Origin of the sequence: Brevibacterium litoralis (assembly GCF_040212315.1) — a bacterium.
In the GTDB taxonomy this organism is placed as follows: Bacteria; Actinomycetota; Actinomycetes; order Actinomycetales; family Brevibacteriaceae; genus Brevibacterium; species Brevibacterium litoralis.
Genome location: NZ_JBDIUY010000022.1, coordinates 85,542 through 107,223 on the forward strand (window position 1 = coordinate 85,542; position 21,682 = coordinate 107,223).

Annotated in this window: 20 protein-coding genes; 7 read left to right on the top strand and 13 right to left on the bottom strand. The window is 71.9% G+C overall.

The window, feature by feature from the left end; translation table 11 throughout:
* Nucleotides 1-46 precede the first annotated feature (46 nt).
* Together AAD496_RS08000 and rsmA are read right to left on the bottom strand one after the other, a co-directional pair.
* Nucleotides 47-1,060 carry a 4-(cytidine 5'-diphospho)-2-C-methyl-D-erythritol kinase gene (locus AAD496_RS08000; protein ID WP_349828132.1) on the bottom strand — a complete coding sequence of 338 codons (1,014 nt, stop codon included), beginning with the start codon at nt 1,058-1,060 and terminating at the stop codon, nt 47-49.
* Nucleotides 1,057-1,971 carry a 16S rRNA (adenine(1518)-N(6)/adenine(1519)-N(6))-dimethyltransferase RsmA gene (gene rsmA / locus AAD496_RS08005; RefSeq protein ID WP_349828133.1) on the bottom strand — a complete coding sequence of 305 codons (915 nt, stop codon included), beginning with the start codon at nt 1,969-1,971 and terminating at the stop codon, nt 1,057-1,059. The genes AAD496_RS08000 and rsmA overlap by 4 nt, the downstream gene beginning before the upstream one ends.
* A gap of 37 nt (nt 1,972-2,008) precedes the next feature.
* On the opposite strand from rsmA, the gene AAD496_RS08010 reads away from it, so the two are divergent.
* From AAD496_RS08010 to AAD496_RS08030, 5 genes are all read left to right on the top strand, one after another.
* Nucleotides 2,009-3,211, top strand: coding sequence for a THUMP-like domain-containing protein (locus AAD496_RS08010; RefSeq protein ID WP_349828134.1), 1,203 nt, complete (start codon nt 2,009-2,011; stop codon nt 3,209-3,211).
* A gap of 49 nt (nt 3,212-3,260) precedes the next feature.
* On the top strand, nt 3,261-4,166 hold the full coding sequence (locus AAD496_RS08015; RefSeq protein ID WP_349828135.1) for a sulfurtransferase: 906 nt from the start codon (nt 3,261-3,263) through the stop codon (nt 4,164-4,166).
* Nucleotides 4,167-4,249: 83 nt separating this feature from the next.
* Nucleotides 4,250-4,834 carry an SRPBCC domain-containing protein gene (locus tag AAD496_RS08020; RefSeq protein ID WP_349828136.1) on the top strand — a complete coding sequence of 195 codons (585 nt, stop codon included), beginning with the start codon at nt 4,250-4,252 and terminating at the stop codon, nt 4,832-4,834.
* A complete protein-coding gene (gene tsaD / locus AAD496_RS08025; RefSeq protein WP_349828137.1) occupies nt 4,831-5,979 on the top strand; it encodes a tRNA (adenosine(37)-N6)-threonylcarbamoyltransferase complex transferase subunit TsaD in 1,149 nt (382 codons plus the stop codon). The genes AAD496_RS08020 and tsaD overlap by 4 nt, the downstream gene beginning before the upstream one ends.
* Nucleotides 5,963-6,556 (top strand): NUDIX domain-containing protein, encoded by a 594-nt coding sequence (locus tag AAD496_RS08030; protein ID WP_433913744.1) that lies wholly within the window; start codon nt 5,963-5,965, stop codon nt 6,554-6,556. The genes tsaD and AAD496_RS08030 overlap by 17 nt, the downstream gene beginning before the upstream one ends.
* A 15-nt stretch (nt 6,557-6,571) precedes the next feature.
* On the opposite strand, the gene AAD496_RS08035 is transcribed toward AAD496_RS08030, so the two are convergent.
* A complete protein-coding gene (locus AAD496_RS08035; RefSeq protein WP_349828138.1) occupies nt 6,572-7,684 on the bottom strand; it encodes a glutamate--cysteine ligase in 1,113 nt (370 codons plus the stop codon).
* 59 nt (nt 7,685-7,743) lie between these two features.
* Here AAD496_RS08035 and AAD496_RS08040 point away from each other — a divergent pair, with 59 nt between their 5' ends.
* The gene (locus AAD496_RS08040; RefSeq protein WP_349828139.1) at nt 7,744-9,531 is read left to right on the top strand and encodes a glycoside hydrolase family 3 N-terminal domain-containing protein; all 1,788 of its coding nucleotides are present in this window, start codon (nt 7,744-7,746) and stop codon (nt 9,529-9,531) included.
* A 3-nt stretch (nt 9,532-9,534) separates the two neighbouring features.
* On the opposite strand, the gene AAD496_RS08045 is transcribed toward AAD496_RS08040, so the two are convergent.
* The 9 genes from AAD496_RS08045 to phnE all read right to left on the bottom strand — a co-directional run bounded on the left by AAD496_RS08045 (nt 9,535) and on the right by phnE (nt 19,614).
* Nucleotides 9,535-10,083 carry a GNAT family N-acetyltransferase gene (locus AAD496_RS08045; protein WP_349828140.1) on the bottom strand — a complete coding sequence of 183 codons (549 nt, stop codon included), beginning with the start codon at nt 10,081-10,083 and terminating at the stop codon, nt 9,535-9,537.
* Nucleotides 10,080-10,886 (bottom strand): tRNA (adenosine(37)-N6)-threonylcarbamoyltransferase complex dimerization subunit type 1 TsaB, encoded by an 807-nt coding sequence (gene tsaB / locus AAD496_RS08050; protein ID WP_349828141.1) that lies wholly within the window; start codon nt 10,884-10,886, stop codon nt 10,080-10,082. Before tsaB ends, AAD496_RS08045 begins: the two co-directional genes overlap by 4 nt.
* Nucleotides 10,883-11,473, bottom strand: coding sequence for a tRNA (adenosine(37)-N6)-threonylcarbamoyltransferase complex ATPase subunit type 1 TsaE (gene tsaE, locus AAD496_RS08055; protein ID WP_349828142.1), 591 nt, complete (start codon nt 11,471-11,473; stop codon nt 10,883-10,885). Before tsaE ends, tsaB begins: the two co-directional genes overlap by 4 nt.
* A complete protein-coding gene (locus AAD496_RS08060; RefSeq protein ID WP_349828143.1) occupies nt 11,470-12,771 on the bottom strand; it encodes an alanine racemase in 1,302 nt (433 codons plus the stop codon). Before AAD496_RS08060 ends, tsaE begins: the two co-directional genes overlap by 4 nt.
* A gap of 196 nt (nt 12,772-12,967) precedes the next feature.
* Nucleotides 12,968-14,521, bottom strand: a complete 1,554-nt coding sequence (locus tag AAD496_RS08065) for a bifunctional ADP-dependent NAD(P)H-hydrate dehydratase/NAD(P)H-hydrate epimerase (protein WP_349828144.1) — start codon at nt 14,519-14,521, stop codon at nt 12,968-12,970.
* 76 nt (nt 14,522-14,597) lie between these two features.
* The gene (locus AAD496_RS08070; protein ID WP_349828145.1) at nt 14,598-15,860 is read right to left on the bottom strand and encodes a M20 metallopeptidase family protein; all 1,263 of its coding nucleotides are present in this window, start codon (nt 15,858-15,860) and stop codon (nt 14,598-14,600) included.
* A 30-nt stretch (nt 15,861-15,890) separates the two neighbouring features.
* The gene (locus tag AAD496_RS08075; protein ID WP_349828146.1) at nt 15,891-16,331 is read right to left on the bottom strand and encodes a holo-ACP synthase; all 441 of its coding nucleotides are present in this window, start codon (nt 16,329-16,331) and stop codon (nt 15,891-15,893) included.
* 2 nt (nt 16,332-16,333) lie between these two features.
* The gene (gene glmS, locus AAD496_RS08080; RefSeq protein ID WP_349828147.1) at nt 16,334-18,208 is read right to left on the bottom strand and encodes a glutamine--fructose-6-phosphate transaminase (isomerizing); all 1,875 of its coding nucleotides are present in this window, start codon (nt 18,206-18,208) and stop codon (nt 16,334-16,336) included.
* Nucleotides 18,209-18,363: 155 nt separating this feature from the next.
* Nucleotides 18,364-19,614, bottom strand: coding sequence for a phosphonate ABC transporter, permease protein PhnE (gene phnE, locus AAD496_RS08085; RefSeq protein WP_349828148.1), 1,251 nt, complete (start codon nt 19,612-19,614; stop codon nt 18,364-18,366).
* On the opposite strand from phnE, the gene coaA reads away from it, so the two are divergent.
* Nucleotides 19,613-20,692: a type I pantothenate kinase gene (gene coaA, locus AAD496_RS08090; RefSeq protein ID WP_349828149.1), complete on the top strand. Its 1,080-nt coding sequence runs from the start codon at nt 19,613-19,615 to the stop codon at nt 20,690-20,692. The two genes, phnE and coaA, sit on opposite strands and share 2 nt — an antisense overlap.
* Nucleotides 20,693-20,911: 219 nt before the next feature.
* On the opposite strand, the gene AAD496_RS08095 is transcribed toward coaA, so the two are convergent.
* Nucleotides 20,912-21,658 (bottom strand): phosphonatase-like hydrolase, encoded by a 747-nt coding sequence (locus AAD496_RS08095; RefSeq protein ID WP_349828150.1) that lies wholly within the window; start codon nt 21,656-21,658, stop codon nt 20,912-20,914.
* Nucleotides 21,659-21,682: the final 24 nt, after the last annotated feature.

Genomic DNA, 21,682 nt, shown 5'->3' on the forward strand with positions numbered 1-21,682 from the left:
CCACTCTATCCGCCGACCCGGGAGTACCGCTGTCCCGGGCGTGCCGTCAGCGGGCGTCGATGACTTCCGCGCCTGAGGCGGGGCCCGTGGTCCGGACCACGTGCCGGACGCCGCGGGTGGCCGCGAGGAGCACCGCGAGGTCGAGCGCGTGCTCGGGCCCGTCGACGAGGAACCCGACCGTCGGCCCCGAACCGGACACCAGCGCCCGCAGCGCCCCGGCCTGGCGTCCGGCCCCGAGCACCTCCGCGACATCGGGCAGCAGGTCCGCCGCGGCCTCGGTCATGTCGTTGTGGACGGCCGCCGCGAGGGCATGTGCGTCCCCGGCGGCGAGCGCGGAGAGCACCGCACGGACGCCGGCCTCGGTGTCGGCCGTGGAGTCGGTGTCTGCAGCCCCGGCCTCCGCGACCGCCGGTGTCGTCGTGGGATCCGGGACGGTGCCCGCCGCCCGCATCTCGTCGAGACGGGCGAAGACGGCCGGCGTCGAGAGCGTGCCGGTCGAGGTCGCCATCACCCAGCGGAAGGTGCCCCGTGCGAGCACCGGGGTGAGTTCGTCACCCCGGCCGGCCCCGAGCGCGGTCCCTCCGGTCAGCGCGAAGGGGACGTCCGCCCCGAGCGAGGCGGCGACCGTGTGGAGCACCTCGGCGTCGACCCCGCCGAGCAGGTGGGCGTACGCGACGAGCGCGGCGGCGGCATCGGCGGACCCGCCACCCATGCCCCCGGCCACCGGCACCTGCTTGTCGATCCTGAGGGCCACGGGGACCCGTCGGTCCAGCCGCTCCGCGAGGGCGTGGACGGCGGCGAGCGCCAGGTTCCGGGCATCGAGCGGGATGTCGCCGTCCTCGGCATAGGGACCGGTGACGGTGACGGAGTCCTCCTGACCGGCCGGAAGCACCCGGACGGTGACGGTCTCCGCGAGCGACACGGACTGGAAGACCGTGACGAGGTCGTGGTAGCCGTCGTCGCGGCGCGGACCGACGTGCAGGTACGGGTTGATCTTCCCGTGGGCGCGGGCCGTGACCTCGGTGTACGCGGTCCGCCCCGGGAAGGACAGGACGGTCATGACACCGTCACCTCCGCCAGCCGCACGAAGTCGTGGACGGTGAGGGTCTCGCCGCGGGCCTGCGGGTCGATGCCGGCGGCCGCAAGCGCCTCGGACGCGGCGGCCGCGGACCCGAACCGGTCCTTGAGTGCGGAGCGCAGCATCTTGCGCCGCTGTGCGAAGGCGGCGTCGACGAGGGAGAAGACACGGACCCGCAGGTCCTCGTCGCCCAGGGGTGTCTCCCGCAGCACGATCTTCACGAGACCGGAGTCGATGTTCGGGGCCGGCCAGAACACGTTCTTGCCGATCGTCGCCGCCCGGGTCACCTCGCCGTACCACTGCGCCTTGACGCTCGGGACGCCGTAGACCCGCGAGCCGGGGGCGGCGGCCAGCCGGTCCGCGACCTCCAACTGCACCATGACGAGCACGGTGTCGATCGTCGGGAAGGTGGCGAGGAAGTGCAGGAGCACCGGCACCGCCACGTTGTACGGCAGGTTCGCCACGAGTGCGCTCGGTGCCGCGGGCAGTTCCGTGACGTCCATCGCGTCGGCGTGGACGAGGTCGAATCCCGCCGCCGAGGCGCCCTGCCTGGGGGCACCGTCCGCGGCGGGCGCCTCGGGCGCGGTCCCCCCGCGGACGGTGGTGTCCCCGTGGAGTTCCGCGACGGTGCGGGGCAGGCGCCCGGCGAGGACGGGGTCGATCTCGACGGCGACGACGTGGTGACCGGCCTCCAGCAGGCCGAGCGTGAGCGACCCCAGGCCCGGCCCGATCTCCGCGACGGTGCGCGGGGCGTCGCCGAGGTCCGCCGCCTGGACGATCATCCGGACGGTGTTGGGGTCGATGACGAAGTTCTGGCCGCGCTGTTTGGTCGGGCGCAGGTCGAGTTCGTCCGCCAGTGCACGGACGTCGCGGGCGCTCAGGAGAGTGGTCACGTGGCCACCCTATAACCGGGACGCCTAGGCTGGAGGGATGACCCCGGAGACCCTCGCGCGCCTGCTCGACACCCGCACCCTCGACCGGATCGACACGATCGAGTGGGCACCGAGCACGGAACTCGCCCAGGCCACGGCCCTGCGGAAGGAGGGTTTCGACCCGGAGGTCGCCTCCGCGATGCTCCTCCAGGCCCAGTTGCGGACCGAGGCGGTCGACAAGTTCGGCCCCTTCGCCGCGGACATGCTCCTCACCCGCGACGGACTCGCCCAGGCCACCCGGCTGCCGGTGGCCGCCCACCACGCCCGGCGCATGCTCTCGGCGGTGCCGGGCCGGATCGCGGACCTCGGCTGCGGTCTCGGAGCCGACGCGCTGGCCTTCGCCGGGATGGACGGGGTCGTCGAGGCGGTCGAGGCCGACGAGGTCACCGCGGCCCTGGCGACCTGGAACCTCCGCCATCTGGAGAACGCCTCGGTCACCCACGGACTCGCCGAGGACTACGACCTGGACCGCGCCGACGCCGTGTGGCTCGACCCCGCCCGCCGCAAGGGCACGACGGGGAAGGGCGAGGCCTTCCGCCTGAACGACCCCGAGGCCTTCTCCCCGCCCCTCTCCTGGGCCTTCTCCGTGGCCGACCGGGTATCGGCCCTCGGCATCAAGCTCGGTCCCGCGCTCGACCACTCACTCGTGCCCGCCGGCTGGGAGGCGCAGTGGGTTTCGCACGGCCGGGACGTCGTCGAGGTGGCCCTCTACGCCGGAGCCGCGATCGAGGCGCCCGGCCGCAACGCCCTCGTGCTCGGACCCGAGGGCGCCGTCCGGGTCCACGAGTCGCAGGTGCCCGCCGATGACGAGGAGGGCATCGGCACGCTCGGCGAGTACCTTCACGAACCGGACGGGGCCGTCGTCCGCGCCGGGCTCGTCACCGCCCTGTGCGAACCGCTCGCCGCGCGCCGGGTCTCAGCCCCGATCGCCTATCTCACCGGGGACCGGCTGCCGGAGGGGCCCGCGGCCTCGCTCGTGCGGACCTGGCGCGTGCGCGAGGTGCTCCCGGCCGGGATGAAGCCCCTGCGCAAGGCGCTCGTGGCCCGCGGCATCGGCCAGGTCGTCATCAAGAAGCGCGGGGCCGACATCGTGCCCGATGCCGTGCGCCGCAAGCTCAAGCTCCCGGCGGGCTCGCGGGCTACCCTGGTCTTCACCCGGCTCGGGGAGGACCACGTCGTCCTCCTCGCCGACGAGGTGTGACGCCTTCCCCCGTCTATCCTCTCCCTTCGACCCACCTGCAGGAGCAACCATGACGGAGACGACGCGCAGTACCCCCGAGCCGTCCGCGGCACCTCGGGCGCGGGAGGAGGTCCTCGTGACCGCCGGTGATCTCGCGACCCTGCGGGACATGGGCATGTGTCCGGTCCTCCTCGACGTCCGCTGGTCGCTCGCGGTTCCCGGGTCCGCTCCACAGACACGGGCCGACTACGAGGCCGGGCACATCCCCGGAAGCCTCTACGTCGACCTCGGGCGGGACCTGGCCGACCACACGGAGACCGATCCGCGTGCCGGGCGCCACCCGCTGCCCACACCCGCGCAGTTCCAGGAGACCGTCCGCGGCTGGGGACTGGAGACGGACACGCCGGTCGTCGTCTACGACGACAACGCCTCCCAGGGTGCCGCCCGGTGTTGGTGGTTGCTCAAGTGGGCCGGGTTCACCCACGTCCGGGTCCTCGACGGGGGACTGTCCGCCTGGACCGGAGCCGGCGGGGACCTCTCGACCGAGGAGTCCGAGCCCGTCCCCTCGCAGGTGCCGATCACGCCGGGGTCCATGCCGACCCTCGACGCGGACGCGGTGGCGGCCCTTGCCCAGGACGCGGCCGCCACCGTCCTCGACGCCCGCGCCCCCGAGCGCTACCGCGGCGACACCGAACCGCTCGACCCGCAGGCCGGGCACATCCCCGGAGCACGCAATGCCCCGGTCACCGACAACGTCGACGGACAGATGTTCCGCAGCGGCGAGGAACTGGCCGGGATCTACGGCTCCCACGGCGCATTGGAGGGTCCTGTCGGGGTCTACTGCGGGTCCGGCGTCACCGCGAGCCTCGACGTCCTCTCCCTCCACCTGCTCGGTGTCGACGCCGCGCTCTACCCCGGCAGCTGGTCCGCCTGGTCGAACGACCCGGCCCGCCCGGTGGCGACCGGCGAGGAATGAGCGGATCGCGGTGAGCCGGTCCACCCGCGTGGGGTGAGCGCGTCCACCGGCACGGGTGTCCCCTCCCCCGTACCATGGACGGCATGATCACAGCTTCCGTCGTCACGTGGGAGAACGGCACCGACCTCGTTCTCCACGCCACCGCGCCCCTGCCCCCGGCACAGGTCTGGCGGGCGATCACGGACCCGGAGGTCGTCGCCGAGTGGTTCGCCCCCTTCACCCGGGACGACGCGGCCGAATCCGCAGCCGACACCGGCGCCACGGAGGACGGCGAGATCCTCACCTTCACCCTCGACGGCGAGGACCTGCAGGCCGAACTCCTCGCCTGCGAGGAGGAGGTCCACGTCCTCCTGGAGTTCCAGGCGCTCGGCCGGGTCGGCATCACCCTGGAGGCGCCCGATCCGGAGGACACCGCCTCGGCGACGCGGATCGTCGTGACGCACACCTACACGTCGCTCGCCGACGCCGCCGGTCTCATCGACGAGATCGGCCCGGTCTGGGAGACCCACCTGCGGTACCTGGGCGAGGTCCTGGGGCTCGAACTGATCGACGTGAGCGAGGACGAGCTCTACGCGAAGTACGCGCAGCTGGCCGCCGAGGTCCGCGACGAGGCCTTCGCGGACCAGGACGACGCGGAGGACCGGAATGACGCGGAGGACCGCGGATGAGCGCCGACGCACCCCTGGTCCTCGGCATCGAGTCCTCCTGCGACGAGACGGGCGTGGGGATCGTCCGTGGTCGCGAACTGCTCACCAACACCGTCGCCTCGTCGATGGACGAGCACGTACGGTTCGGCGGGGTCGTCCCGGAGGTCGCCAGCCGCGCGCACGTGCAGGCCATCGGCCCGTCGATCCACGCCGCCCTCGACGAGGCGGGGGTGACACTCGACGACCTCGACGCCCTCGCCGTCACCGCCGGTCCCGGACTCTCCGGGGCTCTCATGGTCGGCGTGAGTGCGGCCAATGGGCTGGCCGCCGCGACCGGGCTGCCGCTCCACGGGGTCAACCACCTCGCCGCCCACGTGGCCGTCGACCTCGTGGCACCGGACCAGGATCCGACAGGCCCCGGGCTCGTCACCCCGACGATCGCGCTCCTCGTGTCCGGTGGGCACACGGAGATCCTGCGGATCGGGGACATCGTCGACGACATCGAACTGCTCGGCGCGACGATCGACGACGCCGCCGGCGAGGCCTTCGACAAGACCGCCCGCCTCCTCGGACTGTCCTACCCCGGCGGGCCGAACATCTCGAGGGCCGCCGCCGGCCTGCTCGACGGGACCGGGATCCCGGGCGACCCGACGGCCGTCACCTTCCCCCGCGGACTCGCGACGAAGAAGGACCTGCGCGACCCCGCGCGCCGCTACTCCTTCAGCTTCTCCGGCCTCAAGACCGCCGCCCTGCGCTACGTCACCGCGGCCGAGGCGCGGGCTGGGTCGGCAGGGTCCGCGGGGGTCGGCACCGCGGGGCAGGGCGCCTCGGCGGCACCCCGGCTGGCCGACGTCGCGGCGAGCTTCGAGGAGGCGGTCGTCGACGTGCTCGTGAAGAAGACCCTCCTGGCCTGCGAGGACACCGGGATCGACCATGTCCTGCTGGGCGGAGGCGTGGCGGCCAACGGGCGGCTGCGCGAGCGACTCGCGAGTGCCTGCGACGCGGCCGGGGTCACCCTGCGCGTCCCGCCACTGCGCCTGTGCACGGACAACGGGGCGATGGTCGCGGCCCTCGGCGCGGAGATCGTACGCCGGGGACTGCCCGCCGGGGACTTCGGGTTCGGCGTCACCTCGGGACTGGAGGTCGATCATGTCCGGGTCGCCTGAGAACCCGCCGGAGAACCTGGGGGCGACGCCCCCGCGCCGGGAGGACCTGCGCAGGCTCGCCGGGGACGAGCAGGTGCCGGGGACCGGGATGACGCGCGACGAGCTCGTGGCGCACCTGCGGGGCAAGCGACGGTCCGGTGACGGCTGGGTCGAGACGCCCGAGGGCAGGTTCTGGGGAAAGTTCGGCGCCGCCGGACTCCTACTGCACGATCCCGCCCGCGGTGTTCTGCTCCAGCACCGTGCACTGTGGTCCGCCCAGGGTGGTACCTGGGGGATCCCGGGCGGTGCGATCGACGCGGGTGAGACCGCCGTGACCGGTGCGATCCGGGAGTGCCACGAGGAGGCCGGGGTCCCGGAGCTCGACGGCTCGGGTATCGAGGTGCTCGACACCCATGTCCTGGAGAAGACCGGGTGGAGCTACACGACGGTCGTCGCGCGGGCGACGGGGCACCTGGAGGAGTCGATCAACGACGTCGAGAGCCTGGAGTTGCGCTGGGTGCCCCTCGACGAGGTCACCGACTACCCGCTCCACCCCGGGTTCGCGGCCAGTTGGCCGCTGTTGCGCACCATGCTCTGAGCACGTCCCCGTTTCTCAGCCGAGTTCGTCGACGAGCAAGCGGGCGACGTCGACGAGCGAACCCTCCCGCTCGAAGACCTTCTTCTGCCGCTGGTACCCCGCGCCCGCCTCGCAGATCGCCAGCACGTCCTGCAGTTCGGCCACGCAGCCCAGTCGTTCGGCCACGGGGGTCAGGCGTGCCACCTCGTCGGCGAGCACCTCGGTGACCAGGCGTTCGTCCGCCCGGTCGTTCTCGATGATGATCGCGTCCATGCCGTAGCGGGCGGTCCGCCACTTGTTCTCCCGGTGGAACCAGTCGGGCATGGTCGGCAGGGTCTCGCCCGCGTCCAGGCGCTCCGACAGGTCGTCGACCAGGCACTGCGAGAGAGCGGTGATCGCACCGATCTCCTGCAGGCTCGACAGTCCGTCGCAGACCCGCAGTTCGATCGTCCCGTGGACGGGTGCCGGGCGCAGGTCCCAGCGGATCTCGTTGATCTCGTCGATGACCCCGGTGGTGAGCATGTCCCGCACGTAGGCGTTGTAGTGGTCCCAGTCGCGCAACTGGTACGGGATACCCGCCGTCGGCAACTGCTGGAACATCATCGCGCGGTTCGAGGCGTACCCGGTGTCCGTCCCGTCCCAGAACGGCGAGGACGCGCTGAGCGCCTGGAGGTGCGGGATGTACCGGAGCATGCTGTTGACGATCGGTACGGCCTTGGCCCCGTCGTCGATCCCCACGTGCACGTGCACGCCGTAGATGAGCATGTTCCGTCCCCACCACTGGGTCCGGTTCACCATCTCCGCGTAGCGGGCGGCATCGGTGATCTCCTGCTGCCACCAGCGCGAGAAGGGGTGGGTCCCGGCCGAGAGCATCTTCACGTCGAGCGGATCGGCGAGCCCGCGCACCAGCCCGAGCGCCTCCCGCAGGTCCCCGAGCGCACTGCCGACCGTCTCGTGGACACCGGTGACGAGTTCGACGGTGTTCGTGAGCATCTCACCGACCACACGCCCCTCCAGCTCGGGCACCCGGGCGGCGGCGCGCAGCAGGTCGGGACCGCGCGGCACGAGGTCCATCGAGTGCGCGTCGACGAGGGCGAGTTCCCACTCCACCCCGAGGGTCGAGCGGGCGGAGCGAGCGAAATCCACCATGCACGCAATCCTATGGGTATCGGAGCATTCCGGCCGTCCCCACCCGCTACCGTGGAACGGTGTCGACCTCCCCCGCCCGCCGTCGCTCCGGTCCGCCCACCCACCGGTGGCGCACCGTGCTCGCCCGCGCGGTCCTCACCGCGTCCCTGCCCGCAGTGTTCACCGCGTGCTCCGTCCTCCCCGGGTCCGCTCCCGAGGCGCCCTCCACCCCCGGCACGGGCACCGGGGACGGCACCCTGCCGCCGGTCGCCGTGACGGAACCGGCGCAGACACCCGACCCGGTGGTCCCGGAGGACTTCCGTCAGGAGGCCGCCGGGATCGTCGCGGACCTCTCCGATGAGGAACTCGCCGGATCCGTCGTCATGGCGACCTATGCCGGGACCGACGGGGCCGCGGCGGCCGATCTCGTCACCGACCTCCACCTGGCCGGTGTCATCGTCATGGGCACCAATCTGCCGGCGGGTGCGGGCCCGGCGGACGTCCACGCGATCGTGCAGGAGATCGGGCGGGGCACCTCGGCGGAGGCGGCCGCGGACGTCCCCGTCCTCGTCGGCGTCGACGAGGAGGGTGGTCCCGTCGCCCGACTCGACGGGGCGGGCCCCGTCGTCCCACCCCTGCTCGTCCACGGGGCGGCCGCGGACCCACAGGTGAGTACCGCCGTCACCCGCGCCCAGGGAGCCGGACTGCGGGACCTCGGTTTCACCCTCGACTTCGCGCCCGTCGCCGACGTGACGATCGGCGCGGCGGACCCCACCATCAACGTCCGCTCGGCGGGGTCCGATCCGGAGACGGTCGCAGAGGTCGTCGCCGGGGCCGTCACCGGATACGGGGCGGCCGGGATCGCGTCCTCGGCCAAGCACTTCCCGGGCCACGGCGCGCTCGACACGGACTCCCACCTGGCACTCCCGGAATCCGACCGGACCATCGCCGAGATGGCGAACACCGACCTGCCTCCCTTCGAGGCCGCGGTCGAAGCGGGCGTGAGCTCCGTGATGATGGGCCACATCGACCTGCCCGGCGGCGGGGCCCTCCCCGCCTCCCTCGACCCGGAGGCCTACGCGGAACTACGCGAACGGCTGGGGCCTGAGGTCGGCAGCGGTACGAGCAGCGACAGCACCGGGGGCGACAGAACAGGCTACGAGGGCGTCGTCGTCACGGACGCCCTCAACATGGGGGCGGTGACGCAGTCGGCCGGATCCACGGACGCGGCACTCCAGGCGATCGCGGCCGGGGCCGACCTCGCGCTCATGCCCTCGGACACCGCGGCGTCGGTGGCCGCGATCGAGGCCGCGCTCGACTCCGGGGACCTGCCCCGGGACCGTCTGGTCGAGGCGTCCGAGCGTGTCATGGCCCTGCGGTTGTGGCAGGCCGATGCCGCTGCCACCGCCCGGGAGGACGCCGAGGGTTCCGACGGCACCGAGGCGGCGCTCGACACCGCACTCGCCGATCTCGGCGCGGCCGCCCTCACCGTCGCGGCCGGACCCTGCCGCGTGGAGGACACCGGCGCCGGGATCCCGGGGTCCGTGGAAGTGGAGGGCGCCTCGGCGACGGACGTCGAGGTGTTCGCGACCGCCGCCGAGGACGCCGGGCTCGAGGTCGTCGAGGGCGGCGGGGACCTCAGGGTCGCGATCGACGGGACCGACGGCGACGTCCTCGTCTCGACGCAGGCACCCTGGGACGCGACCGCGCTCGTCGACGCCGCCGGGGACGACATCCCCGTCCTGTTCACCTACGACGACTACGCCCAGGGCCTGGCCGCGGCGGCGGACTGGGTGGCGGGCGAGGCGACCGCACCCGGCCGGCTCCCGGTCGAGGTCGACGGACTCGACCCACCCGACTGCGGCTGACTCTCAGAGGAAGGCGCGCATGAGGACCGCGTCGGGGGCGCGGCCGGTCGAGGGGTCCGGGGCGTAGTAACCGGGCCGGCGTTGGAGCTCCTCGAAGCCGCGCGAGGCGTAGAGACCGAGCGCGGGCGCGTTGTCGTCCCGGACGTCGAGGTGCACGACCTCGCACCCGGCCTCCCGTGCCCGGTCCATGAGGGCGTCGAGGAGGAGGCGACCCACTCCCCTGCCCCGCGCCTCGGGAGCGCTCGCGATCGTGAGGACGTCCGACTGCGGGCCGGAGACCGACAGACCCGCGAAGCCGACGAGGCGCCCCGCCGTCCCGTCCTCGCCGGGCGCGCCGTCCGCCGCGGGCGCCTCGGCGACGAGGAAGGTCCGTCCCGGGGCGGCCGTCTCGGCCCAGAAGTACGCGGTCGACCAGGCGTCGGGACCGAAGATGCGGGCGTCGAGTTCGGCGACCCCGGCGATGTCCCACCACCGCATGCGGCGCAGGGTCACGGGGGCCGGAGCGGTCACGGGGGCCGGAACGACCCCGGTGACAGGATCCTGCGCGCTCACCGGAAGACGCTCGGGCGCGCCGGAGAGGGCCGGGCGTCGGCCTCGCGCAGGTAGAGCGGCGAGGTGTCGAGCAGCGGCCGCCCGGCGGCCAGGCGACGCAGTGCCACCCGGCCCAGCCACGCCGCGGTCGGTTCGAGCGCCTCGGGGACGTCCTCGGCGGGGGCGCCGAGGACCTCGGCGTACAGCGCGAAGCCCCGGCCGTACCGGCGTGGTGAGGACCCGCCGGATGCCGCGTCGCCGAGGTGCCCCGACCCCGCGAGATCCGCCGGGGTGGCGACGGCGGGACCGGCCGAGACGACCGGCAGGCCGGCCTCGTCGAGACCCGCGAAGGCGGTCCAGTAGACCTCCTTGCGGCGGGCGTCGGTGGCGACGACCAGCGGATCGGCGGCGGGTGCCGTCGACGGCGTGGACTGCGACGTGGTGGAGAGGGAGTACGCACGGAGGGCGAGCGCCTCGTGACTCGGGACGCCGTACACCGGCACCCCCCGACCGATCGCGTAGCCGATCGCGGTGGCGATCCCGGCGCGCAGACCGGTGAACGGGCCCGGTCCCACCCCGGCGACGACGGCGAGCCCGCCGTTCTCGGTGTCGTTCCCGGAGGTCCTGTTCCCCGAGGGCCCGCTCTCCCCCGTGATCCCGGCCTCCTCCGCGACACGGAGGAGCGCGGGCCCGAGGAGTTCGGCGTGCTTCCGGGCCCCGAACTCGGTCCACTCGGCGTGCACGGTCTCGGTGCCGGTCGCCTCGTCCCGTTCGACGACGGCCACGGAGGCGGCCGCCGAGGTGTCCATCGCGACGACGATCATGCGTCCTCCTCGGAGTCGTCAGGGGTGGAGGTGTCGTCGGGCGCGGACGTGTCATCGGGTGTTCCCGCCCGGTACCACGCGGCGAGGTCCGCGACGCGCGCGGTCCAGTCGGTCCCGCTCGGCAGCAGGGTGATGCGACGGTTCTCGTCCTCGGTGTCGAGGTCGGTGAGGTCGGCGGGTGCCCAGGCCTCCTCGAACCGGCGGGTGATGACGATCTCCACGCGGTCGTCATTCAGCTGCTCGGCCATGCCGTGGCCCCATTCGACGACGGTGACGACCTCGGACAGGTCGGAGTCGAGGTCGAGGTCCGCGAACTCGTCGGCGTCGCCGAGCCGGTAGGCGTCGACGTGGACGAGTCCGGGGCCGTCGCCGGTGTTCGCGTGCTCCCGGGCGAGGACGAAGGTGGGCGAGGAGATCCGTCCGCCCACGCCGAGTGCCGTCCCGAGGAACTGCGTGAAGGTCGTCTTACCGGCTCCCAGGTCACCGGTGAGGACGAGGACGTCACCGCGGCGCAACCGCCCGGCCAGACCCTCGGCCAGGTGGCGCATGTCGTCCATGTCGGTGACGGCGAGGTCCGTACCCGTCATCGGCCCACTCCTTCCGACTCGCTTCGCACGTACTCGCGCCGGACGCGTTCACCCAACCGGGTGACGATCTCGTAGTTCACGGTCCCGGACCAGTCGCCCCATTCCTCGGCGGACGGACCGGTGTCCCCGCCCCGTCCGATGAGGACGACCGGGTCACCGACCTCCACCCGTGCGATCTCCTCGGCGGAGGCGACCGAACCGTCGGGCAGCGGCGCACCGAGGTCGACGACGACCTGGTCCATCGCGACCTTACCCACCTGCCGGTACCGCCGACCGCGGATGAGAACCTGGCCGTGGGTCGAGGAACTGCGCGGGATCCCGTCGGCGTACCCACCGGCGACGAGCGCGAACCGGGTGTCGCAGGGCGCCCGGTAGACGAGACCGTAGCTGGCGCCGTGGCCGGCCGGCGCCTCCTTCACCGCGAGCACCGTCGAGTGGAGCGTGAGAGCCGGGACGAGCCCGAGCTCGGCCGGGGCGACCCCGGCGAAGGGGCTGAGTCCGTAGGTGGACAGACCGACACGCGCCATCGTGCCGGGCACCGGGTCGAGCGACAGGGCGGCCGGCGAGTTCGCGCAGTGGACCTCGAGCGCGGCCGGGTCACCGAGCACTCCCCCGGCGGCTTCGAGGGCCACACGCACCCGGTCGGCCGCGACGTCGAGCGCGCGCACCTGCTCGTCGGTGACCGGGTGGTCCGTCTCGTCGGCGACCGCCAGGTGTGTCATCACCCCGACGACCTGCACGTGTGTCGTCCCGTCGCCGGACTCCGCTGCCGAGGCGCCCTGCCCCGGCATCCCCGCCGCCGTCGGTCCGTCCGACACCGTCAGTCCGTCCAACACCGCCCCGAGCTGGTCGGGGGTCAGTCCGTTACGTCCCAGACCCGTGTCGACCTTGAGGTGGATGCGGGCGGTCCGGCCCGCGGACCGCGCGGCGGTGACGAGACCGGGGAGCGCCTCGGGAGCGCCGATGCCCAGTTCGACGCCGCGGGCCACGCACTCGGTGAGGTCGGTGTCCGGGTCGTGCAACCAGCACAGCACCCGCTCGGCGCGGGTGTCCGGATCGACCCCCAGGTGATCGGTGAGGGTGAGTGCCTCCGGGACGGTCGCGACGCCGAGGTCGGTGACCCCGGCGGCCCGGCAGGCGTCGACGACCGGCAGCAGACCGTGTCCGTAGGCGTCGGCCTTGACGACGGACATGAGGCGTGCCGGGGCGACCCGCGCGGCGAGGGTGCGCACGTTGTGCTCGATCGCGCCCAGGTCGATGCGGGCTCTCACGAGGGTGGACGGATGTGGCTGCGGCATGGATCCATCATCTCACCCAGTGGGGAGTGCGCCGGGTCACCCCGCCACTGAGCCCGACACCGCCCAGATGTGCTCGACGGCCCTCGATATGCCATGACATATCGAGGGCCGTGAAGGATTCCGGGGCGGTTCTGGCCCGCGGGCAGGCGGGTCGGCTTCAGCAGCGGTGGGGTGCCGGGGTCAGGGCGGCGTCAGATCAGCCCAGGAAGTGCCGGTCAGGGGCACCCACGTGGTCTGGACCGAGTGTCGCCGAGGCGAGTTCGAGCACGGTCCGTTCCACCTGCGGCGGGATCCCCGAGGCGTGCGTGACGGTGGCCCCGGCCCGCGCGTGGACGAGGACGGCGAGCCCGGCGAGGAAGGCGAGGTCGGTGTGCTCGGCGACCGGATGGTCCCGGGAGGTCGCGCACAGGGAGCCGAGCATGCCCGTGAGGACGTCCCCGGAGCCCGCCGTCGCGAGGTTCGCCACCCCCACCCCGGGTGCGACGACGGTCCGGTCGGGCCGGGCGATGATCGTCCGCCGCCCCTTGAGGAGGACCGTCGCTTCCATCGCCTGCGCCGCGCGGATCGCCGCCCGCACGGGCTGCGCCTCGACCTGTTCGCGGGTCGGCGCACCGGTCGTCACCCGGCCGAGCAGCGCGGCGAGCTCCCCGGCGTGCGGGGTGAGCAGGGCGGAGGTGTGCAAGGGCCGGGTGAGGAGGTCGAGGCCGCCGGCGTCGACCACGATCGGCAGTCCGTGCGAGACGGCATCGGTGATCGCGTGCCGCATCCGGGGTTCCTCGGGTGTGCCCGGCCCCATCGCCCAGGCCTGCACCCGTCCGGTCCCCACGACGATCTCCGGGTACCGTTCGAGAGCGGGCCAGGACACCTCGCCGGTCGTGTGCAATCGGACCATGCCGACACCCGTCGACACGGCCCCGGCCGCCGCGAGCACCGCCGCACCGGGGTACCGACCCGACCCGGCGACGAGCCCGAGCACCCCGCGGGTGTACTTGTGCACCCCCGCCCGGGCGGTCTCCGCGAGCGGCCACCGGTCGAGGACGTCCTGGGGTTCGGGGATCTCGACGGCCGGCGTCCGGTCGCTCATGTCGAGCCCGATGTCGACGTAGTGCACGGTCCCCGCGACGTCCGCCCCGCCGGGCAGGAACATCCCGGCCTTGTCCGCGCCGAAGGACACCGTCCGGGTGGCCCGCACGTGTCCGTCCGACAGTTCCCCGGTCGTCGCGTCGACCCCCGTGGGCACGTCGACGGCGACGACCTCCTGGGCGGGCCCGTCCCCTGCCGTCGAGGTGCCCTGGCCGCCCTCGACGCCCTGCCAGCGCTGCACGAGGTCCCGCACCTGCTCCGGCAGACCCGGTCGGGCGCCGGTGCCCAGGATCCCGTCGAGGACGAGGTCGGCCTCGCGCAGGAGAGCGAGGGTACCGTCGTCCGGTTCGCGCACGCGGCCACCGGCGGCCAGAAAGGCGGCGAGTCCCGCCGCGTGGGGCCGGGAGAGCACCGGGACACAGACGGCCAGGGCGCCTCGGTCGAGGAGGTTCGCTGCGGCGAACAGGGCGTCGCCGCCGTTGTTACCGGGACCCGTGAGGACGACGACGCGCGCACCCGTGACCGCACCCCGGTTCTCGATGAGCGCCCGACGGCAGACCGTGGCGAGCCCGGCCGCGGCGGTGCGCATGAGCGCCTCCCCGCGGCCGGCGGCGAGGAGGGGTTCCTCGGCGCGGCGGACCGCCTCGGCGGTGTATCCCTGTCTCATCGGGCTCCCGTCAGTTCGTGGTGCAGTCGGTTCGTGGTGCAATCAGTCCTGGATGCGGTCAGTTCCCGGTACGCGGTCAGTCCCGGATGCCCAGTCGCCTCTCGGCCAGGGTGGCGAGGAAGAGGGCCTGGTCGCCGAGCGCGTCGTCGGAGTGCCGCACGAGCGGCGAGTGGTTGGAGGGCTGCGCGGCAGGATCCTCGCCGGCCGGGGCCACGCCGATGTGCCCGTAGGTCCCGGGCACCCGCTGGAGGATCTTCGAGAAGTCCTCGGAGCCGGACTTGGGGTTCGGCATCACATGGACGCGGGAGGATCCGAAGAGATCGGTGAAGGTGTCGAGGAAGAAGGCGGTCTCGGCCTCGTCGTTGATCGTCGCGGGGAGCCCGACGGTGAACTCGACCTCGGCCTCCAGACCGTAGGTACGCGCGGTGTTGCGCATGAACTCCGGCAGTTCGGTCAGCACCCGCTCGGTCGTGTGGTTGCTGAAGGTCCGGACGGTCACCTCCATGCGGGCGGTGTCCGGGATGACGTTGACGGCGGTGCCGCCCTCGAACACGCCGACGGTCGCGACGACGGGGTCGAAGATGTCGAACCGGCGGGTGATGTACTCCTGCAGGCCGGTGACCATGTGGGCGCCGGCGTGGACGGGGTCGCGGCCGGTGTGCGGGCGGGTGCCGTGGGCGCCCCGACCGCGGATCGTCACGTTCATCATCGAGGCGGCGGACATCCACGTCCCCGGGCGCGTGTAGAGGTGCCCGAGTTCGTTGTCACCGGACACGTGCACACCGAAGGCGGCCACGACGGGGACGCCGGCGGCCTCGAGGACACCCTCCTCGATCATCTTCCCGGCGCCGTCGTGTCCCTCTTCACCGGGCTGGAACATGAAGACGACGTCACCGGCGAGCCGGTCCTTGATGCCGTGGAGCAGATGCACGGCGCCGACGAGGCCGGCGGTGTGGAGGTCGTGACCGCAGGCGTGCATGGCCCCGTTGTCGCTCGCGAAGTCGAAACCGCTGCCCTCGGTGACGGGCAGCGCGTCCATGTCGCCGCGCAGGAGCACCGCCTGTGCACCGGTGGCCGGTCGCGCGCCGCCCCGGAGCACGACGACGAGGGAGGACAACCCCTCGCCGCGGGTGATCTCCAGGCCGTCGAGGTGCTCGATCTCGCGCAGCACCCGGTCCTGGGTGCGCGGCAGGTGGAGGCCGACCTCGGGGAACCGGTGGAGGTCCCGGCGCAGTGCGACGAGCGCGGGCTGGAGATCGGTGCGGACCGCCTCGGGAGCGGGAAGGGAGGAGGTCGTGGGGGCGACAGTGGGATTCGGGGATTCGGTGGGGAGTGTCATGCCGCCAGTCTAGGAGGTCGGTGGCGAGTCTCAGTCCTCCAGTGGGCGCCCCGGCATCGGAGGCAACGGTTGGTCGACGGGCGGACTCAGCGGTTCCCCGTCGCCCTCGCAGATGACGTAGGTCATCGTCACATTCGCGTCGTGGGTGATCGACAGGTGCAGGCGGTCGGCACCGATCGACCGGAAGTGTTCGAGGACCGGGCCCGACAGCCGGAAGCTCGGCGCACCCGAGGGGGCCGAGACCACCTCCGCGTGCTGCCAGTTCATCCAGCCGGGGTAGCGGATGGCCTTGGTGAGTGCCTCCTTGGCGCTGAACCGCGCGGCGAGCGACTCGTAGGTGCGCCGCTTGCCGTTGCGCTTGAGCTGCTCACGCGGGGTGAGAAGCCGGTCGAGCAGTTCCGGGACACGTTCCACGTGCTCCTGGAACCGCGGGACGTCCGCGATGTCGAGCCCGATCCCCATGATGGCCATGGTCACTCCACCGTGACGGACTTGGCGAGGTTGCGCGGCTGGTCGACGTCCAGACCCTTCTCCGTGGCCAACTGCATGGCGAACACCTGCAACGGCACCGTCGTCAACAACGGCGCCATGAGCGTCGGGGTCTCCGGCACGTAGAACACCTCGGACGCGTAGTCCTCGACGTCCGTGTCACCCTCCTGCGCGATCACCACCGTGTTCGCACCCCGGGCCCGCACCTCCTGGATGTTCGAGATCACCTTGTCGTGCAGGTGGTCCCGCCCACCGGCGGCCGGCACCACGATGAACACCAACTGGCCCTCCTCGATCAACGCGATCGGCCCGTGCTTGAGCTCACCGGCAGCGAACCCCTCGGCATGGATGTACGCCAGCTCCTTGAGCTTCAACGCCCCCTCCATCGCCACCGGGTACCCGACATGACGACCCAGGAACAACACCGACGTCGTGTCCTTCACCTGCTCCGCCAACGCCAACACCTGGTCCTTGCGCTCATCCAGGACCCGCTGGATCTTCGCCGGGATCGCCTGCAACTCCGACAGGATCGCCGTCACCTCGTCGCGGAACTTGTTGCCCCGCAACTGTGCCAGGTACAGGCCCAGCAGGTAGCAGGCGACGATCTGCGACAGGAACGCCTTCGTCGAGGCCACCGCGATCTCCGGACCCGCATGCGTGTACAACGCACCATCGGACTCCCGCGGGATCGTCGACCCGTACGTGTTGCAGATCGCGATCACCTTCGCCCCCTGCTCCCGGGCGTGCCGGACCGCCATGATCGTGTCCATCGTCTCCCCCGACTGGGAGACCGCGACGACCAGCGTCTTCTCCGTGACGATCGGATCCCGGTACCTGAACTCGTGGGCCAGTTCGACCTCGACGGGGATCCGGCACCAGTGCTCGATCGCGTACTTCGCGACCTGCCCGGCATAGGCGGCCGTGCCACAGGCGATCACGATGATCTTGTCGATCGACTTCAGCACCGTCTCGTCGATGTGCATCTCGTCGAGGATCAGTTTCCCCTCGGTGTCCATCCGCCCCAACAGGGTGTCGGCCACCGCCTGCGGCTGATCGTGGATCTCCTTGTCCATGAAGGACGGGAACCCGCCCTTCTCCGCACTCGCCGCATCCCAGGTCACCTCGTAGGCCTCACCGTCGACCGGGTTGCCGTCACGGTCGACGATCGCCACCGACTCCGGGGTGATCGTCACGATCTCGTCCTGACCGACCTCGACGGCCTTGCGCGTGTGGTCGATGAACGCCGCGACGTCGGAGCCCAGGAAGTTCTCCCCCTCGCCCAGACCGATGACCAGCGGGGAGTTCCGGCGGGCGGCGACCACGGTGTCCGGCACGTCGGCGTGCACGGCCAACAACGTGAAGGCACCCTCCAGTTCACCGGTCGTGACCCGCATCGCCTCGGTGAGGTCACCGGTCGCCCGGTAGTTCTTCGCCAACTGGTGGGCGGCGACCTCCGTGTCGGTCTCCGAGGCGAACTCGACACCCTCGGCGACCAGCGCGGCCTTGAGGCGGGCGAAGTTCTCGATGATCCCGTTGTGGATGAGCGCGAGTTTCCCACCGTCGGCCAGATGCGGGTGGGCGTTGCCGTCGGTGGGGCCACCATGGGTCGCCCACCGGGTGTGCCCGATCCCGGTCATCGCCGGGTTCATGGGCTCGGCTGCCACCAGGTCCTTGAGTTCCTGCAGCTTGCCCGACTTCTTGCGCATCTCCAGCGTCCCGTCACCGGGGATGAGGGCGATGCCCGCGGAATCGTAGCCGCGGTACTCCAGACGGGTGAGACCGCCCATCGTCACGTCGAGCGCCGTGTGGTCGGCGTTCCGGGGGTTGGACGAGGACACATATCCGACGATTCCGCACATGAGGCCCGAGTCTACCGATCCGGGCTGGGAACCGGCCGCACCCGCGGTGCCGCCCGTGTCACGTCCCCGGGACCCGCGGGCGGGAACGGGACAGGCCCGCTCCTTCAGGCGCCTGAAGGAGCGGGCCTGTACGTGGCCTCCGGCACGCGGTGGCGTCAGCGCACCACCCGGCGGGTCCACACCGACAGACCCTCCACGAGGAGGACGACGAGAAGGATCATGAGGATGAGCGCGGTGACGACGTCGTACTTCATGACCCGCGAGGACTCCAGCAGGTAGTAGCCGATGCCACCGGCGCCGACGATGCCCAGCAGGGTCGCTGCCCGGATGTTGACGTCGAGCTGGTACAGGATGTGCGCGACGAAGGCCGGCAGGGACTGCCGCAGGGTCGCGGAGAAGAACACCTGTGCCGGTGACGCGCCGTTGGCCCGCATGGCCTCCTGCGGCCCCGGGTCCGTCTCCTCGATGGAGTCGGCCAGGAGTTTGGACAGCAGCCCGATGGAACCGATCGCAAGGGCCAGCACACCCGGCACCGGACCGAGACCCGTGATGACGATGAAGATGATCGCGAGGATCAGCTCCGGGAAGGCACGGACGCACACGATGAAGGTGCGGAAAGCGCCGTTCACGGCCCGGTTCGCGACCACGTTCTTCGCCGCCACGATCCCGATCGGTACGGAGATGATCATTCCGAGCAGGGTCGCGGCCAGACCGATCTGGATCGTCACGAGCATCGCCTCGGCGAACAGGACGAAGTTGCCGTCCCACCCCGGCGGGAAGAACATCGCGATCGTGCTCGGCATCCGCTCCAGACGACCGAAGGGATCACTGCCGGCCAGATCGGTCACGAGGAACGAGGTGACGATCAGGGCGGCGATCAGCACCGCGGTCGCCGTGTTCCGGACCCGGTCGAGATCCCAGTAGGGCGTCGTCCGGACCTCACCGTTCTCGTACCGCTGTGGTTCATAGGGTGCCGAGGGGTCGATGTCCGCGGTCACCGGTCCGCGGACACCGCTGATCCTCTCCCAGGTCCGGGAGACGAGACCGTACAGGCCCTCCTTCTCCGCCTCGGCGTGGCCGAGCAGACGGGCCCGGATCGACCCGGAGATCATCTCGACGACGACACAGAGGACGAGCACGATGAGCGCCCAGGCCATCCCGCGATCGTAGTTGAGCGTCTGCATGGAACTGGAGATCTCGTGTCCGATCCCGATGACGCCCACGTATCCGAGGATCACCGAGGTCCGCAGGTTGATGTCGAACCGGTGCAGGGCCGTCGCCACGAACTGCGGCATCACCTGGGGGAAGACCCCTGCGAAGATGGCCTGACGGCGGGTGCCGCCGGCGGCCCGGATGCCACGCCCGCCCGAACGTCGGGTGAACGACCGTGGAAGAATGACGGCCATGACGTCCGCGACCCGGGGCACCGACGCCCGCACCACCGGCGCCCTCACTCCCGACACCACCGGCCTGGAATCCGCCCGGCGCCTGGCAGGCCTCGCCGCGACCCGGCGGGACACGGAACCGGCTCCCTCGCCGTACTGGGACTTCGACCGCGAGGAGTGGTCCCACCTGGCGCAGAACTCGGAACTCCCGCTCACCTCGGCGGACGTCGAGCGACTGCGCGGCCTGGGCGAGACGATCGACCTCGACGAGGTCGCGACCGTCTATCTCCCGCTCTCCCGCCTCCTCAACCTCTACAACCGGGCGCAGGCCCACAAGCACTCGCTCACCCGCCAGTTCTTCGAGCCGCTGTCCGATCTCGGCGAGGACCCCGTGCCCACCCGCACGCCCTTCGTCATCGGGGTCGCCGGGTCCGTGGCCGTCGGCAAGTCGACGACCGCCCGTGTGCTGCGTGAGATGCTCTCGCGCTGGCCGGACACCCCACGGGTGCAGCTCATCACCACCGACGGGTTCCTGCTCACCAACGAGGAACAGTCCCGCCGTGGGCTGCACGGCCGCAAGGGGTTCCCGGAGTCCTACGACCGCCGCGCCCTCCTGCGGTTCATGGCCGCCGTGAAGTCCGGCGCTCCGGAGGTGCGCGCCCCCGTCTACTCCCACCACACCTACGACCGGGTCCCCGGCGCCGAGGTGACCGTCCGCACTCCCGACGTCCTCATCGTCGAGGGGCTCAACGTCCTCCAGCCCTCACGCCCCCGGGCCGACGGGCGGATGGGACTGTCGGTGAGCGACTACTTCGACTTCAGCATCTACGTCGACGCGTCCACCCAGCACATCCGCGAGTGGTACATCGACAGGTTCATGAAGCTCAAGCAGGGCGCCTTCACCGACCCCGACTCCTACTTCCACCGTTACTCGCAGCTGAGCGACGAGCAGGCCCGGGACCTCGCGCAGGAGATCTGGGCGACGATCAACGAGCCCAATCTGCGGCAGAACGTCCTGCCCAGCCGCGGTCGCGCCGATCTCGTCCTCCACAAGGGCGAGGACCACCAGGTGCGTCGCATCCAGCTGCGCAAGCTCTGACCTGAGCGATTCGACTGTGCGGAGAATGGCGTTATGGCCCCCGTCCGACGCCGTTCTCCGCACAGTCGATCCGCGGACCTCGATTCAGAGGGAGAGGAGCGCGGGGATCCCCGCGCTCCGCTCCCTCTGAATCGAGGTCCGCGGATCGACTGTGCGGAGGATGGCGTTATGGCCCCCGTCCGACGCCGTTCTCCGCACAGTCGATCCGCGGACTTCGATTCAGAGGGAGCGGAGCGCGGGGATCCCCGCGACGCCGTCGAGCACGTGGGTGGCCCCTGTGCCCGCGAAACCCTCCCGGTCGAGCTTGCCGGTGAGGACGCCGATCACGTACGCCGCGCCCGCGGCCCTGCCCGCCTGTGCGTCGACGACCGTGTCGCCGGCGACGAGCACGCGCGCGACGTCCCGGACACCCGTGCGTTCCATCGCCCGGTGGATCATGTAGGGCGCGGGCCGTCCGGCGGCCACCTGGTCGGAGCACACGAGGGCGTCGATCACGACCCCCGCTCCCGAGGCGCCCCGCCCCTCGCTCTCCCCCGTGACCTCCCAGCCGAGGACCTTCAGCACGGCGGTGGCGACCTCGGTGTCGAAACCGGTGGTGAGCGCCACGCGGATCCCGGCGGTGCGGAGGGTCACGAGTGCCTCCTCGACCCCGGCGAGCGCCCGCGGCGGCGTCGCTGCGTACGACTCGTGGAGGATCTCGCGGAACCGGGTGAAGCAGGCGGCGACGGTGTCCCCGTCCGCCGCGTGGCCACCGGCGGCCAGGAGGCCCGCGATCGCCTCGGTCTTGTCGGCGCCCATCCAGTGCTGGAGGTCCGCCGCGGACACACCGGTGCCGGTCTCCTCGACACACCGCTGCAGGGCCTCGTAGACGAGTCCGTGCTCGTCGGCGGTCGTCCCGGCCATGTCGAGGGCGACGAGTTCGACCGGCGGGGTGGTGGATTCGGGGGCGGGCACAGAAGTGGTCATGGAGGACCACGCTAGGCGGCGCCG

Coding starts and splice junctions, on each gene's coding strand:
- tsaD (WP_349828137.1), top strand. CDS start 4,831: ATGAGCGCCGACGCACCCCTGGTCCTCGGCATCGAGTCCTCCTGCGAC.
- AAD496_RS08060 (WP_349828143.1), bottom strand. CDS start 12,771: ATGCCGCAGCCACATCCGTCCACCCTCGTGAGAGCCCGCATCGACCTG.
- AAD496_RS08075 (WP_349828146.1), bottom strand. CDS start 16,331: ATGGCCATCATGGGGATCGGGCTCGACATCGCGGACGTCCCGCGGTTC.
- coaA (WP_349828149.1), top strand. CDS start 19,613: ATGACGTCCGCGACCCGGGGCACCGACGCCCGCACCACCGGCGCCCTC.
- tsaB (WP_349828141.1), bottom strand. CDS start 10,886: ATGATCGTCGTCGCGATGGACACCTCGGCGGCCGCCTCCGTGGCCGTC.
- AAD496_RS08035 (WP_349828138.1), bottom strand. CDS start 7,684: ATGGTGGATTTCGCTCGCTCCGCCCGCTCGACCCTCGGGGTGGAGTGG.
- AAD496_RS08095 (WP_349828150.1), bottom strand. CDS start 21,658: ATGACCACTTCTGTGCCCGCCCCCGAATCCACCACCCCGCCGGTCGAA.
- AAD496_RS08010 (WP_349828134.1), top strand. CDS start 2,009: ATGACCCCGGAGACCCTCGCGCGCCTGCTCGACACCCGCACCCTCGAC.
- glmS (WP_349828147.1), bottom strand. CDS start 18,208: ATGTGCGGAATCGTCGGATATGTGTCCTCGTCCAACCCCCGGAACGCC.
- AAD496_RS08015 (WP_349828135.1), top strand. CDS start 3,261: ATGACGGAGACGACGCGCAGTACCCCCGAGCCGTCCGCGGCACCTCGG.
- phnE (WP_349828148.1), bottom strand. CDS start 19,614: ATGGCCGTCATTCTTCCACGGTCGTTCACCCGACGTTCGGGCGGGCGT.
- tsaE (WP_349828142.1), bottom strand. CDS start 11,473: ATGACGGGTACGGACCTCGCCGTCACCGACATGGACGACATGCGCCAC.
- AAD496_RS08020 (WP_349828136.1), top strand. CDS start 4,250: ATGATCACAGCTTCCGTCGTCACGTGGGAGAACGGCACCGACCTCGTT.
- AAD496_RS08030 (WP_433913744.1), top strand. CDS start 5,963: ATGTCCGGGTCGCCTGAGAACCCGCCGGAGAACCTGGGGGCGACGCCC.
- AAD496_RS08065 (WP_349828144.1), bottom strand. CDS start 14,521: ATGAGACAGGGATACACCGCCGAGGCGGTCCGCCGCGCCGAGGAACCC.
- AAD496_RS08070 (WP_349828145.1), bottom strand. CDS start 15,860: ATGACACTCCCCACCGAATCCCCGAATCCCACTGTCGCCCCCACGACC.
- AAD496_RS08000 (WP_349828132.1), bottom strand. CDS start 1,060: ATGACCGTCCTGTCCTTCCCGGGGCGGACCGCGTACACCGAGGTCACG.